The following is a 13,592-nucleotide window of genomic DNA, read 5'->3' on the forward strand; positions in this document are numbered from 1 at the left end:
CTTAGAACCTGGTTCCGAAGCTGAAGCGGATGAGCTCTTTCTTGTCGTAGCCTTCCTTGCGGATCGGCAGTGCGACATCGAGCCGGATGGGCCCGAACGGCGACTTCCACGACACGCCGGTGCCGATGGAGACGCGGATGGTCTCGTCATCCTTCACGTTCGGATCACTGATGTCGACCTTGCCGAGCGTACCGACATCGGTGAAGGCATGGCCGAGCAGGCCGAACTCTTCCGGCAGGCCGAAGGGGAAGCTCATTTCCACCGATGCGCGGGCATAGCGCGTGCCGCCCAGCGCATCGCCGGTGGACACGTCGCGCGGACCGATGCCGGCGGTGTTGAAGCCACGCAGCGTGTCGCCGCCGATGAAGAAGCGGTCGCCCAGTTGCACCTTCTGGCCGAGACCGTGGATATAGCCGATCTCGCCCGTGGTGCTCAGCACCCACTGGTCCTCGCCGAGAGGGATGTAATAGCCGGCGGCCAGCTTGTTGCGCAGGAAGCGCACCGAACCGCCAAGACCGGCGATGTCGTTGGTCAGCCGGATGAAATAGCCCTCGGTCGGCGTCAGCTTGCTGTTGCGGACGTCGTAGGTCAGCTCCTGGCCGATCAGCGAGGTCAGGCGGTTGCCGCGCTGCTCCTGGATGTACTTCGACGCGGTGGCCGGCACTTCCTCGATCTGCGTGTCCTGCAACTGGTAATAGACGCGCTGGCGCATGCGCTCGGTCAGCGGATAGCCCAGGCGCAGGGCAAAGCCGGTATTCTTCTCGTTGAACGAGCTTTCGTCCTGGTAGTTGTAGCGCGTCCGGAAGATGTCGACGCCGGCCGACAGGTCCCGGTCCATGAAGTACGGCTCCGTGAAGGAGATGTCGTACAGCTGGCGACGGCCCGACAGCGTGGCGCCCAGGCGCAGATCCTGGCCGCGGCCGAGCAGGTTGCGTTCACGGATCGAGAAGTCGCCCAACGGACCGTCGGAGGTCGAGAAACCGGCACCGATCGAGATTTCACCGGTCGACTGCTCGGCCACATCGACGTTCACGACAGTGCGGTCGGGCACGCTGCTCTCGGCGGTGGTGATGTTCACACGCTCGAAGAAGCCCAGATCCTTGATGCGCTGCTCGGACCGCTTCAGCTTGGACGCGTTGAAGGGGTCGCCTTCGGACAGCAGCATCTCGCGGCGCACCACCTTGTCCAGCGTGCGGACGTTGCCGGTGATGTCGATGCGATCGACGAAGGTGCGCGGCCCCTCGTTGATCTCATAGATGATGTCGATGGTACGGTTCTCGCGGTTGCGCGAAATCCGCGGCCGGACATCCACGAAGGCATATTGCAGGTCGCCGACGGCGTTCGTCAGCTTCGTGATCGTGTCTTCCACCTTCTGGGCGTTGTACCAGTCGCCTTCGGTGGTGGTTACGCTGTTCTGCAGGACCGTCGGGTCGAGCTGCTTCAGGGAGGTGTTGATGTCCACCTTGCCGAACTTGTAGCGCTCTCCTTCCTCGATCGTGAAGGTGATGAAGAAGTCCGACTTGTCGGGTGTCAGTTCCGCCACGGCCGAGACCACGCGGAAGTCGGCGTAGCCTTCCTTCAGGTAGAAGCGGCGCAGCAGGTCGCGGTCGTAGTTCAGACGGTCCGGATCATAGTTGTCGTCGGACGACAGGAAGCGCCACCAGGCGGATTCCTTGGTCTGAACCGCCTCGCGCAGACTGCCGTCGGAAAAATGCTCGTTTCCGATGAAGGTGATGCCGCGTACGCCGGTGCGCACGCCTTCATTGATCTCATAGACCAGATCGACGCGGTTCTGGTCGAGCTGGATGATCTTCGGCTCCACCGTCGCGGCGAATCGGCCCTGGCGGCGGTAGATTTCCTGAATGCGCTGAACGTCGGTCTGAACGCGGGTGCGCGTGTAGACGACACGGGGACGCAGCTGGATTTCCTTCTCCAGCGTCTCCTTGTCGATGCGTCGGTTCCCCTCGAATGCGATGCGGTTGATGATGGGGTTTTCGGCCACCGTCACCACCAGCGCATCGCCCTCGCGCTTCAGCACCACGTCTGCGAACAGGCCGGTGTTGAACAAAGCCTTCAGCGACTGGTCGATCCGGTCTGGATCGAACTGGTCGCCGGGCTGGATCGTCAGGTAGGAGCGGACCGTGGACGGTTCGATTCGCTGGGTGCCTTCGACCCGGATATCGCGCACCGTACCGCCGCTGAACACCTGGGCGACCATGGACCCGGAACCCGCAGGCGCCCGTCCGGGCGAGGCGGCGGTTTGGGCGTGGGCGACAGACACCGTCGTCATGGCGCAGCCGGCCAGCAGGCCCGCCACCAGAACTTTGCTCGACACCGGCAAATCACGCTCCCTGGCAAGGGGCTGGCTTTAGGAAACCAGTCCCCGGAAGAAATCGACCACGCGCAGTTGAACCAAGTCGTTCCACGTGGCGAAGACCATGAGCGTTAATACCAAGGCCAATCCAATTCGGAAACCGTATTCTTGCGCTCTCGCTCCGAGCGGCCGCCCGCGCAGCTTTTCGAAGGCGTAGAACAGCAGGTGGCCGCCGTCCAGCATCGGCACCGGAAAGAGGTTGATCAGCCCTAGGTTCACCGACAGGAAGGTCATGAACCAGATCAGCGGATACCAGCCGGATTGCGCCACCTCGCCCGACATCTGGGCGATGCGCAGCGGCCCCCCCAGCTCTTCCGTCCCGCGCGATCCCTGGACCATCTGGCCCAGCGCGGTGAAGGTGCCAGTGATCATGCCTGCGACTTCTCGTCCCGCCTGCCAGACCGCTGTCAGCGGATCGTGGCGCATCATTCCGACGCTGCCGCGGCTGATGCCGAGCAGGCCGATCTGATGGCTGTTGCCGAGTCGGTCGGTGACGGACTGCGAATCCGGCGTGGCGGTGACCGTCACCACCCGGCCGTCGCGCTTCAGTTCGATCGCCAGAGGCTGACCCGGCCGGATGGAAACGATCTGCCGGATTTCCTCGAAGCGCTGAACCCCGGTGCCGTCGACCGACAGGATCAGGTCGCCGGGCTGGATGCCGGCGCGCTCGGCGGCGCTGCCGGGCTGGATGCCGCCGACATCGGGCGGAGTGAAAGACTGCCCCGCCGTCATGAACAGCACGGCCAGCACGACGATGGAGAACAGGAAGTTGGCGATCGGCCCGGCGGCGACGATGGCCGCGCGCTGCCCCACCCGCTTATGGTGGAAGGACACCGCCCGCTCCTCCTCCGACATGCCCGTGAGGTGGGCACCGGGCGTGCTGGCCGGGTCGGCGTCGCCGAACATCTTGACGTATCCGCCGAGCGGCAGCGCGCTGAACTTCCAGCGCGTGCCGGCACCGTCGGTGAAACCGAACAGCTCCGGCCCGAAGCCGATGGAGAAGGTCTCGATCCGCACGCCGTTGCGCCGTGCGATCAAGTAGTGGCCAAGCTCGTGCACGAAGACGAGCACGGTGAGGACCAGCAGGAAAGCGAGCACCGAGGTCCAGAAACCGCCGATTACGTCCATTTCAACCCTTGCGCCTTCCAGCGCCTCGAACGCGGATCATCGGCTGCCAACCGCCGTCGCACCGATGGCCTGAATGCGGCCGGCGGCAACCCGCCTGGCGTCCGCGTCGGCCTCCCGCACGGCGGCGAGATCGCGCAGCGGGCGGTGGGGCAACGCCGTCAACGTCTCCTCGACGATCCGTTCGATGTCGAGGAAGCCGATCCGGCGGTCGAGAAACGCCTGAACAGCCACCTCGTTGGCGGCACTGAGTATAGTAGGAGCGCCCCCACCGCTTTGCAAGGCGGCCCGGGCCAGCCGAAGTGCCGGGAATCGCACGGGATCCGGCGCCTCGAAGGTCAAGGTCGCGGCCTTGACGAGATCCAGCCGTTCCGCCGGTGTGGCAATGCGGGCGGGCCAGCCCAGCGCATAGGCGATGGGCGTGCGCATGTCCGGCGTGCCGAGCTGCGCCAGCACGGAGCCGTCGACATACTCGACCAGTGAATGGATGACCGACTGCGGATGGACCAGGACGTCGATCCGCTCCTCCGGGATGCCGAACAGGAAATGGGCTTCGATCAGCTCCAGCCCCTTGTTCATCATCGTGGCGCTGTCGACCGAGATCTTGGCGCCCATGTCCCAGGTGGGATGCGCCACCGCCTGCTCCCGCGTCGCCGCCGCCATGAAGGCGCGGTCCCTGGTGCGGAACGGGCCGCCGGATGCGGTGAGGATCAGGCGGGTGACGCTGTCGGTCCGCTCGAAATCGAAGACCTGGTAGATGGCGGAATGCTCGCTGTCGACCGGCAGCAGCGTGGCGCCATGCGCCTTCACCTCCTCCATCATCAAGGAGCCGGCGCAGACCAGAACCTCCTTGTTGGCGAAGGCGACGATGGCGCCGCGGCGCACGGCGGCCAGCGTCGGCTCCAGGCCGGCGGCGCCGACGATGGCGGCCATCACCCAGTCGGCCGGCCGCTCGGCGGCGGCGGCGGCCACCGCCTCGGCACCGGCGGCAACCTCGATGCCGGTGCCGGACAAGAGGTCCTTCAACTCGGCATAGGCCGCGGGATCCGCGACGACGGCAAGACGGGCCTTGAGATCGCGGGCCTGCTTGGCCAGCAGGGCGACGTTGCGGTTGGCGGTCAGCGCCTCAACCGGAAAGCGCTCCGGATCGCGGGCGACGAGGTCCACGGTCTGCGTGCCGACCGAACCGGTGGAACCGAGGATCGTCACGCTGCGCGGCGCTCCCGGCGCCGCCTCCGCCTTCACCACCATGAGAGAACCGTTCCAACGGCCGCATGGAACAAGGCCAACACCGGGGCCGCGGCCAGAAGCCCGTCGATGCGGTCGAGGATGCCGCCATGCCCGGGAATGAGCTGGCCGCTGTCCTTCACGTTGTAGCGCCGCTTGACCGCCGATTCGAACAGGTCGCCGGCCTGCCCCACCACCGCAACCGCGGCGCCGACCAGAATGGCGATGTCCGGACGCGCCGCGCCGAAGGCAACGGCCACCAGCCAGCCGAACAGGGCGGAAGACAGCATGCCGCCGATCAGGCCGGCCCAGGTCTTCTTCGGGCTGATGCGGGGCGCCAGTTTCGGCCCGCCGATGCTGCGGCCGGCGGCATAGGCGCCGATGTCGGTCGCCCAGATGGCGAACAGGACGAAGAGGAACAGCGAGAGCCCGACGTCCGGCAGATCGCGCAGCCAGATCAGTCCGGCCATGCCGGCGGCGACGTAGAACACGCCGAACCCGAGCAGACCGCGGTCACGGCCGCCCCCGACGATGGCGGTCAGAACGGAGAATGCCGCCGCGACGCCCAGGCCCATGGCCGGACCGGCAGCGATCTGGGCCATCAGCGCCACCGCAATGCCGATCGCCGCCATCAACCGTGCGGGCAGGCGGCGGGCGCTGGGGACGATGTTGGTCCATTCGGAAACGGCCACAACCGATCCGAAGGCGATGAGGGCATGGAACACCCAGCCGCCGAGCCAGACGGCGCCCAGCACGACAGGCGCCATGACAAGCGCCGACAGGGCGCGGACCTTCAGGTCCCCCGCCCTGGAAGGCTTCACCGGCGGAGTGGCCGAGACCGATGACTCAGCGGGACCCGGCGGTGGTGGCGCCGAAGCGGCGTTCCCGTCGGTGGAACTCTTCAATCGCCGCCTCCAGATCGCGCTTGGTAAAATCGGGCCAGAGGGTGTCCACAAAGACCAGCTCGGCATAAGCCGCCTGCCACAGCAGGAAATTGCTGATCCGCTTCTCGCCGCTGGTGCGGATGATCAGGTCCGGGTCGGGAATGTCGGCGGTGTAGAGCCGGGCCGACAGCGCGTCCTCGTCGATGGCGTCGGGCGACAGGCGCCCCGCCGCCACCTCTTCCGCCAGCCGGCGAGCGGCGTGGACGATCTCCAGCCGCGAGCCGTAGCTAAGGGCGACGACCAGCGTCATCACCCGGTTGTCGCGGGTCAGGCCCTCGGCATTGTCGATCAGACGATTGATGTCCTCCGACAGCCGGTTGCGGTCGCCGATCACCCGCAGGCGGATACCCGCCCGGTGCAGTTCGGCGACCTCGCTGCGCAGATAGAAGCGCAGCAGACCCATCAGGTCGCTGATCTCCTCTTCCGGCCGGCGCCAGTTCTCCGAAGAGAAGCTGAAGATCGTCAGAGTGCCGATGCCAAGTTCGCGCGCCGCTTCCACGGTGCGGCGGACGGCGTCCACGCCCTTCTTGTGACCGGCGGTGCGCGGCAGGCCGCGCGCCTTGGCCCAGCGCCCGTTGCCATCCATGATGATGGCGACGTGCCTGGGGGCCGTGTTGGACCGGTTGTCGTCCGCTTCGCGCATTCCGGATCAGACCTGCATGATTTCCTTTTCTTTTTGCGCAAGCGTGTCGTCGACCAGCTTGATGTGCTGGTCGGTCAGCACCTGCACCTTGTCCGACTGGACCTTGTGCTCGTCCTGGGTGATCTCGCTGGCTTTCTCGGCCTTCTTCAGGCCGTCCATGCCGTCGCGGCGGATGTTGCGGATGGCGATACGGCACTGCTCGGCGTATTTGTGGGCGACCTTCGCCAATTCGGCGCGACGCTCCTGCGTCAAGTCGGGCAGCGGCACACGGATGACCTGCCCCTCGGCCTGCGGGTTCAGGCCCAGCCCGCTGTCGCGGATGGCCTTCTCGACAGCCTTGGTCATGCCGCGGTCCCACACCTGCACGGAGATCAGGCGCGGCTCCGGAACGGAGACGGTCGCCACCTCGCGCAGGTGCATGCGGCTGCCGTAGGCCTCCACCATCACCGGTTCCAGCAGGTTGGACGAGGCGCGGCCGGTGCGCAGACCGCCCAGTTCCTTGCGAAATGAGTCGAGCGCGCCTTCCATGCGGCGCTTCAGATCCGATAGGTCGGGCGCAGCCACGGGCCTACTCCCTTTCTTCCGTTATGATGGTGTGCTTGCCACGGCCCTGCATCACTTCGGCGAAGGCGCCGGGCGTGTGGATCGAGAAAACCAAAATGGGAATGTGGTTCTCGCGCGACAGCGCGATCGCCGAAGCGTCCATCACCTGCAGTTCCTTGGTCAGGACATCCATGTAGGTGAGGCGTTCGTAATGCTGGGCCGACGGATCCTTCTTCGGATCGGCGGTGTAGACGCCGTCGACCTGCGTGCCCTTCAGCAGACCGTCGCAGCCCATTTCCGAGGCGCGCAACGCCGCGGCGGTGTCGGTCGTGAAGAAGGGATTGCCGGTCCCGGCGGCGAAGATCACCACCCGGCCCTTTTCCATGTGGCGGACGGCGCGGCGCCGGATATATGGCTCGCAGACCGTCGACATGGGGATGGCCGACTGCACGCGGGTGCTGACGCCCATCCGTTCGAGCGCGCTCTGCATCGAGAGCGCGTTCATCACGGTGGCGAGCATGCCGATGTAGTCGGCCGAGGCGCGCTCCATGCCGCTCGCTGCACCCTTGACACCCCGGAAGATGTTCCCCCCGCCGATGACCAGACTGACCTGGACGCCGAGTGCGATGACCGCCTTCACCTCGCTGGCGATGCGGTTCACCATCTCCGGGTCCAGACCATAGTCGCGCTGACCCATCAGCGCCTCGCCCGACACCTTGAGGAGGACGCGCTTGTAGCGGACGCCCTCTGTCGGTGCGGTGGTCCCGGTGGTTTCGACCATGGGGGGAACGCTCCCTTGCTGTTTCGGAATGCGGCGTGCGGACCTAAGCGTTCGACCTTACCGGTCTCAGCCCTGACCGCCGGCGGCGGCAGCGACCTCGGCGGCGAAGTCCGTCTGGGCCTTCTCGATGCCCTCGCCCAGCGCGAAGCGGGTGAAGGCCGTGACCTTGACCGGAGCGCCGATATCCTTGGCGGCGTTCTCCACCACCTTGCGGACCTTGGTCTCGCCGTCGATCACGTAGGTCTGCTCCAGCAGGCAGACTTCCTCGTAGTACTTGCGGACGCGGCCTTCGACCATCTTCTCGATGATGTTCTCCGGCTTGCCCGAAGCGCGGGCCTGCTCGGCCAGCACGTTGCGCTCACGCTCCAGCGACGAGCTGTCGACATCGGCGATGTCCAGCGCGTCCGGGCGGGCGGCGGCGATGTGCATGGCGATCTGCTTGCCTAGGTCGGCCAGCTTGCCGGCATCGCCGGTCGACTCCAGGGCGACCAGAACGCCGATCTTGCCCAGGCCCGGCGCGATGGCCGAGTGGACGTAGCTGACGACGACGCCGGCCGAGACCGACAGCGTGACGGCGCGGCGCAGGTTCATGTTCTCGCCGACGGTGGCGATCAGGCTGGTCAGCTCATCCTGGGCGGTGTGCGAGGTGCCCGGATAGGCCGCGGCCTTGAGGGCCTCGACGTCGCCGGCGCTGGTCAGGGCCAGCTCGGCGGCCTTGGCGGCGAAAGCCTGGAACTTGTCGTTGCGGGCGACGAAGTCGGTCTCGGCGTTCACCTCGACGACGGCACCCTTGGTGCCGGCGGTGGCGACGGCGACCAGACCCTCGGCGGCGACGCGGCCCGACTTCTTGGCGGCGGCGGCGAGGCCCTTCTTGCGCAGCCAGTCGACGGCGCCCTCGAGGTCGCCCTGTGTCTCGTTCAGCGCCTTCTTGCAGTCCATCATGCCCGCGCCGGTCTTCTCGCGCAGTTCCTTGACGAGCGAGGCGGTAATCTCGGCCATGTTGCGCCCTCTTCCTTCCAAGCGATCCGGCAGGCGGATCGGATTGAGTCACAAAGTCAAAACGGGTGGCAACCCATAAAAAAGGCAGCCGGGCCATAGGTCATAAGGCCCGGCTGCCCTTGAACCGTCAGGGTCAGGCCTGGGCGGTCTCGGCGGTCTCTTCCTCCGGCAGCTGCTCGGCCGGGGCGTCCTCGGCGGCGCCGACGTCGATGCCGGCGGCGCTCATCTCGGCCTGCAGGCCGTCAAGCACGGCGCCGACCGTCAGGTCGCAGTACATCTCGATGGCGCGCAGCGCGTCGTCGTTGCCGGGGATCGGGAAGGCCACGCCGTCCGGATCGGAGTTGCTGTCGAGGACCGCGATGACCGGGATGCCCAGCTTGTTGGCTTCCTTGACCGCGATCGACTCCTTGTTGGTGTCGATGATGAAGATGACGTCCGGCAGGCCGCCCATCTCCTTGATGCCGCCCAGCGCACGCTCCAGCTTGTCGCGCTCGCGGGTCAGCTCCAGCACTTCGCGCTTGGTCAGGCCCGAGGTGTCGCCGCCCAGACGCTCTTCCATCTCGCGCAGACGCTTGATCGACTGGGAGATCGTCTTCCAGTTGGTCAGCATGCCGCCGAGCCAGCGGTGGTTGACGTAGTACTGGCCGCACTTGGCGGCAGCCTCGGCGATACGCTCCTGCGCCTGGCGCTTGGTGCCGACGAACAGGACGCGGCCGCCGCCGGCGACGACGTCACGCACGGCCTGCAGGGCGCGGTGCAGCATCGGGACGGTCTGCTCGAGATCGATGATGTGCACGCCATTGCGGACGCCGAAGATGTACTGGTTCATCTTCGGGTTCCAGCGGCGGGTGTGGTGACCGAAGTGGACACCGGCTTCCAGCAGCTGGCGCATGGTGAAGGTGGGCATGGTCATGTGGAAAAAATCCCTTTTTCCGGTTGCTCCGCCGCGGGCATTGTCGAGAGCGCATGGAAACCATGGCTGACGACACCGGATCGGGCCATCGGGGTAAAACCGAGGGTCCGCCAGCCCGCGTGAGGTTTTGACGACGGCGCTTACATAGCCCCGCGCGCGTATGTTGACAAGGAAAAAGGCCACCCGGACCTGCGTCCGGATGGCCTTTTCAGCAAACCGCCAAGGACTGGCGAAAGTTCCTTTAGGCCTGCGGCGCGGACGGTGCTGCGACCTTCGGCTTGGGCAGGTCGAGCTTCAGGTGAAGCTCGCGCAGACGGGCGGTGTCGACCGGCGCCGGGGCCTGCATCAGCAGGTCTTCCGCACGCTGGTTCAGCGGGAAGGCGATGACTTCGCGGATGTTCGGCTCGTCGGCCAGCAGCATGACGATGCGGTCGATGCCCGGGGCCGAGCCGCCGTGCGGCGGGGCGCCCAGCTTGAACGCGCTCAGCATGCCGCCGAATCGGGCTTCCAGTTCCTCCGGCGGATAGCCGGCGATCTCAAAGGCCTTGTACATCACTTCCGGCAGATGGTTGCGGATGGCGCCGGACGACAGTTCCACGCCATTGCAGACGATGTCGTACTGGTAGGCCTTGATGTCGAGCGGGTTCATCGTCTCCAAAGCCTTCAGGCCGCCCTGCGGCATGGAGAACGGGTTGTGGCTGAAGATGACCTTGTTGGTCTCTTCATCCAGCTCGTACATCGGGAAGTCGACGATCCAGCAGAAGCGGAAGGCGTTCTTCTCGATCAGGTCCAGTTCCTCGCCGATGCGGGTGCGGGCGAAGCCGGCCAGCTTGGCCGCCGGGCCGGGCTGGTCGCAGACGAAGAAGATGGCGTCGCCGTCTTCCAGGCCGGCCAGCTCGCGCAGCCGGGCTTGCGCCGCCTCCGGCACGAACTTGGCGATCGGACCCTTGCCGCCGCCGGCTTCCATGACGATGTAGCCGAGGCCGGGAGCGCCGAGGCCGCGAGCCCAGTCGTTCAGCTTGTCGAAGAAGCTGCGCGGACGGTCGGAGACCTTCGGGGCGCGGATGGCGCGGACGACGCCACCCTTCTCCAGCGTCTGCTTGAAGGCGCGGAATTCGACGTCGTCGCGCTTGAACACCTCGGTCACGTCGGTGATGACCAGGGGATTGCGCAGGTCCGGCTTGTCGTTGCCGTACTTCAGCATCGACTCGGCGAAGGAGATGCGGCGGAACGGCAGGCCGTCGATGGCCGGCTTCGAGTCGCGGCGGAAGCCGCCGAACTCGTCGAAGATGCCGTGCAGCACCGGCTCGATGGCGGCGAAGACGTCTTCCTGGGTGACGAAGGACATCTCGAAATCGAGCTGGTAGAACTCGCCCGGGCTGCGGTCGGCGCGGGCATCCTCGTCGCGGAAGCAGGGGGCGATCTGGAAGTAGCGGTCGAAGCCGGCGACCATCAGCAGCTGCTTGAACTGCTGCGGCGCCTGCGGCAGGGCGTAGAACTTGCCGGGATGGTTGCGGCTGGGCACCAGATAGTCGCGCGCACCCTCAGGCGAGGACGCGGTGAGGATCGGCGTCTGGAATTCGGTGAAACCCTGGTCGATCATGCGGCGGCGCGCCGAGGCGATCACGCGCGACCGCAGCATGATGTTCTCGTGGATGCGCTCGCGGCGCAGGTCGAGGAAGCGGTAGCGCAGGCGCACGTCCTCGCCGGCATCCGTGTCCTGGTTGACCTGCAGCGGAATCTGCTCCGCCTCGCCTTCGACGGTGAGTTCGGCGATCTGAAGCTCGATGCGTCCGGTGGGCAGCTTGTCGTTGATGGTCTCGGCCGTACGCTTCACCACCTTGCCGGTGACGGTGATGACCGATTCCAGCTTCAGCCGGTTCGCGACCTCGAAGGCCGGGTTGGAGGTATCGACCACGCACTGCGTCAGGCCGTAATGGTCGCGCAGGTCGATGAACAGCAGCTGTCCATGGTCGCGCTTCCGGTTCATCCAGCCCGACAGGCGGACGGTCTCGCCGGCATTCTCTTCACGAAGCTGGCCGCAGGTGTGCGTGCGGTAGGGGTGCATGGGTCGAAACACCTTGAAAAGGTCGGATTCCGGCGGAAAAAGCGGTCCGACACACCACACCGGACGCGCGCGAAAGTCAAGCCGCGATAGGGTGGAGCGTGCGTCCGCGGCGGTCGAAATGGAACGTTTGAAACGCCGTGAAACACTTTCCGACGCCCTGTTCACCTGTTCAACATCCCCCTCCCGGCCGTCACGCCGTCCAGTCGGCCGCAGTTTAACACCGCCGCCGCGCGGCAATAAGCGCGAGAGGAAAATCCGCCCGCAGCGCCCCTTGCCCTGCAGCCCGCGCATCCCTTTTTCAGCGTGCAGCGTCCCGGCGCTTCGGCGGACTTTCAAGCACCCGTTCGGTCGTGTATGAAGCAACCATGACGCTCATCACGACAACCGACGCCCTCCAGGCCTTCTGTCAGTCGCTGGCCGGGGCCGAGTACATCACGGTCGACACCGAGTTCCTGCGGGAAAAGACCTATTGGCCGCAATTGTGCCTCGTGCAGGTCGGCGGACCCGACGGCGCGGTCGCCATCGACCCGCTGGCCGAGGGCATCGACCTCGCGCCGCTGTTCGCGCTGATGAGCGACCCGTCGGTGCTGAAGGTGTTCCACGCCGCCCGCCAGGACGTGGAGATCTTCTGGCACCTGTCCGGCCAGATCCCGCATCCGCTGTTCGACACGCAGGTCGCGGCGATGGTCTGCGGCTTCGGCGAGAGCGTCGGCTACGAGACGCTGGTGACCAAGCTGGCCGGCGCCCGCATCGACAAGTCCAGCCGATTCACCGACTGGTCCCACCGCCCGCTGACCGAGCGGCAGCTCACCTACGCCCTGTCCGACGTGATCCATCTGCGCCCGGCCTATGAGAAGCTGAAGCGCCGCCTCGCCCGCTCCGGCCGGTCGCACTGGCTGGAGGAGGAGATGGCGATCCTCACCGATCCGGCGACCTATCAGGTCGACCCTGAAAGCTCGTACCTGCGGCTGAAGGTGCGGACCAACAAGCCGCGCTTCATGGCGATCCTCAAGGAACTGGCGGCGTGGCGCGAGCGCGAGGCACAGCGCCGCGACCAGCCGCGCTCCCGCGTGCTGCGCGACGAAGCCCTGCTTGAGATCGCCGCCCACGCTCCCACCACCGTCGACGACCTCGCCCGCACCCGCGGTCTGGGCCGCGGCTTCGCGGAGGGGCGGCAGGGGTCCGACGTGCTGGCCGCCGTGCAGGCGGGGTTGGACCTGCCCGACAGCGCCCTGCCCCGCGTCGAGCCGCGCGAGGAACCGCCGCCCGGACTGCAACCGATCGTCGAGCTTCTGCGCGTGCTGCTGAAGATGAAGTGCGACGAGAACAATGTCGCGGCGAAGCTGGTGGCCTCGTCTTCCGAGTTGGAGGCTCTGGCCGCCGACGACGCCGCGGACATTCCGGCGATGCACGGATGGCGGCGCGAGCTGTTCGGCAATGATGCCCTCGCCCTGAAGCACGGAAAGATCGGACTTGCGGTCATAGACCGTCGCGTCCGCATCGTTCCCGCCGGAGAACCGCGTCCGCCGGCCGCGCCGATCGACTCGGAAACTTGACCTTTTCGGATGGCGTGGCTTCGATGATTGCCGCGCCCCGAACGCGCCCTTGGGGCGCCTTCGGGGCTCTTTGCCGCGGTCCGGACCCACCCGCGTCCTGACTTTGGCCTTAAGGGCTTTTTAAAGAAAGTTACCGTTAAAATCCGTTCGGCTACGCAGGATTCGCCGGGTTCCCGGCGCCTGGGGGGCCGCGGTTCCGGCCGGGCGCAAGGCACCGGACCGGACATGAAGGCTGCCGAACAACGAGCGGCCGTTGATACGGGTGGTTGGCAGGCGTGACGCTTGTTGTGGGAGTGAGCATCGTATGAGCAGGTTTGGCGGCAGACCACCGGTTGGACGGGACCGTGTCCGGCTTTCCACAACGGAAAAGCAGGCCGCCGTCGCCGCCGCCAAGGACCAGAAGCCGGATTTCGACAACG

11 protein-coding genes are annotated in these 13,592 nt (G+C 66.4%); 1 reads left to right on the top strand and 10 read right to left on the bottom strand.

Translation table 11 applies throughout. From position 1 onward, the window contains the following. Position 1: 1 nt before the first annotated feature. From bamA to aspS, 10 genes are all read right to left on the bottom strand, one after another. Complete coding sequence (bamA, locus tag VD964_RS19585) at positions 2-2,290, bottom strand: outer membrane protein assembly factor BamA (protein ID WP_414637214.1); 2,289 nt, start codon at positions 2,288-2,290, stop codon at positions 2-4. 78 nt (positions 2,291-2,368) lie between these two features. After that, entirely contained in the window at positions 2,369-3,502 is a 1,134-nt protein-coding gene (rseP, locus tag VD964_RS19590; RefSeq protein ID WP_324870192.1) for an RIP metalloprotease RseP, read from the bottom strand. Positions 3,503-3,538: 36 nt separating this feature from the next. Further along, positions 3,539-4,750, bottom strand: a complete 1,212-nt coding sequence (locus VD964_RS19595) for a 1-deoxy-D-xylulose-5-phosphate reductoisomerase (RefSeq protein WP_324870193.1) — start codon at positions 4,748-4,750, stop codon at positions 3,539-3,541. Then, the gene (locus VD964_RS19600) at positions 4,741-5,547 is read right to left on the bottom strand and encodes a phosphatidate cytidylyltransferase (protein WP_324870194.1); all 807 of its coding nucleotides are present in this window, start codon (positions 5,545-5,547) and stop codon (positions 4,741-4,743) included. The genes VD964_RS19595 and VD964_RS19600 overlap by 10 nt, the downstream gene beginning before the upstream one ends. Positions 5,548-5,572: 25 nt before the next feature. Next, on the bottom strand, positions 5,573-6,313 hold the full coding sequence (locus VD964_RS19605; RefSeq protein WP_324870195.1) for an isoprenyl transferase: 741 nt from the start codon (positions 6,311-6,313) through the stop codon (positions 5,573-5,575). Positions 6,314-6,319: 6 nt separating this feature from the next. After that, positions 6,320-6,877, bottom strand: coding sequence for a ribosome recycling factor (frr, locus tag VD964_RS19610; protein WP_414637212.1), 558 nt, complete (start codon positions 6,875-6,877; stop codon positions 6,320-6,322). 4 nt (positions 6,878-6,881) lie between these two features. Further along, the gene (gene pyrH / locus VD964_RS19615; RefSeq protein ID WP_149223387.1) at positions 6,882-7,637 is read right to left on the bottom strand and encodes a UMP kinase; all 756 of its coding nucleotides are present in this window, start codon (positions 7,635-7,637) and stop codon (positions 6,882-6,884) included. A 66-nt stretch (positions 7,638-7,703) separates the two neighbouring features. Beyond that, positions 7,704-8,636, bottom strand: a complete 933-nt coding sequence (gene tsf, locus VD964_RS19620) for a translation elongation factor Ts (protein ID WP_324870196.1) — start codon at positions 8,634-8,636, stop codon at positions 7,704-7,706. 133 nt (positions 8,637-8,769) lie between these two features. Beyond that, positions 8,770-9,549: a 30S ribosomal protein S2 gene (rpsB, locus tag VD964_RS19625; RefSeq protein ID WP_012974239.1), complete on the bottom strand. Its 780-nt coding sequence runs from the start codon at positions 9,547-9,549 to the stop codon at positions 8,770-8,772. Between the two features lie 241 nt (positions 9,550-9,790). Next, entirely contained in the window at positions 9,791-11,617 is a 1,827-nt protein-coding gene (gene aspS, locus VD964_RS19630) for an aspartate--tRNA ligase (protein WP_324870197.1), read from the bottom strand. 365 nt (positions 11,618-11,982) lie between these two features. Between aspS and rnd the strand changes: the two genes are divergently transcribed. Continuing rightward, complete coding sequence (rnd, locus tag VD964_RS19635; protein ID WP_324870198.1) at positions 11,983-13,173, top strand: ribonuclease D; 1,191 nt, start codon at positions 11,983-11,985, stop codon at positions 13,171-13,173. Positions 13,174-13,592: the final 419 nt, after the last annotated feature.

The organism is Azospirillum sp., assembly GCF_035628975.1.
Classification (GTDB): domain Bacteria; phylum Pseudomonadota; class Alphaproteobacteria; order Azospirillales; family Azospirillaceae; genus Azospirillum.

What these genes read in the sequence shown, in the direction of transcription:
- bamA (WP_414637214.1), bottom strand. Translation starts at nt 2,290, where the DNA reads ATGACGACGGTGTCTGTCGCCCACGCCCAAACCGCCGCCTCGCCCGGA.
- rseP (WP_324870192.1), bottom strand. Translation starts at nt 3,502, where the DNA reads ATGGACGTAATCGGCGGTTTCTGGACCTCGGTGCTCGCTTTCCTGCTG.
- VD964_RS19595 (WP_324870193.1), bottom strand. Translation starts at nt 4,750, where the DNA reads ATGGTGGTGAAGGCGGAGGCGGCGCCGGGAGCGCCGCGCAGCGTGACG.
- VD964_RS19605 (WP_324870195.1), bottom strand. Translation starts at nt 6,313, where the DNA reads ATGCGCGAAGCGGACGACAACCGGTCCAACACGGCCCCCAGGCACGTC.
- pyrH (WP_149223387.1), bottom strand. Translation starts at nt 7,637, where the DNA reads ATGGTCGAAACCACCGGGACCACCGCACCGACAGAGGGCGTCCGCTAC.
- tsf (WP_324870196.1), bottom strand. Translation starts at nt 8,636, where the DNA reads ATGGCCGAGATTACCGCCTCGCTCGTCAAGGAACTGCGCGAGAAGACC.
- rpsB (WP_012974239.1), bottom strand. Translation starts at nt 9,549, where the DNA reads ATGACCATGCCCACCTTCACCATGCGCCAGCTGCTGGAAGCCGGTGTC.
- aspS (WP_324870197.1), bottom strand. Translation starts at nt 11,617, where the DNA reads ATGCACCCCTACCGCACGCACACCTGCGGCCAGCTTCGTGAAGAGAAT.
- rnd (WP_324870198.1), top strand. Translation starts at nt 11,983, where the DNA reads ATGACGCTCATCACGACAACCGACGCCCTCCAGGCCTTCTGTCAGTCG.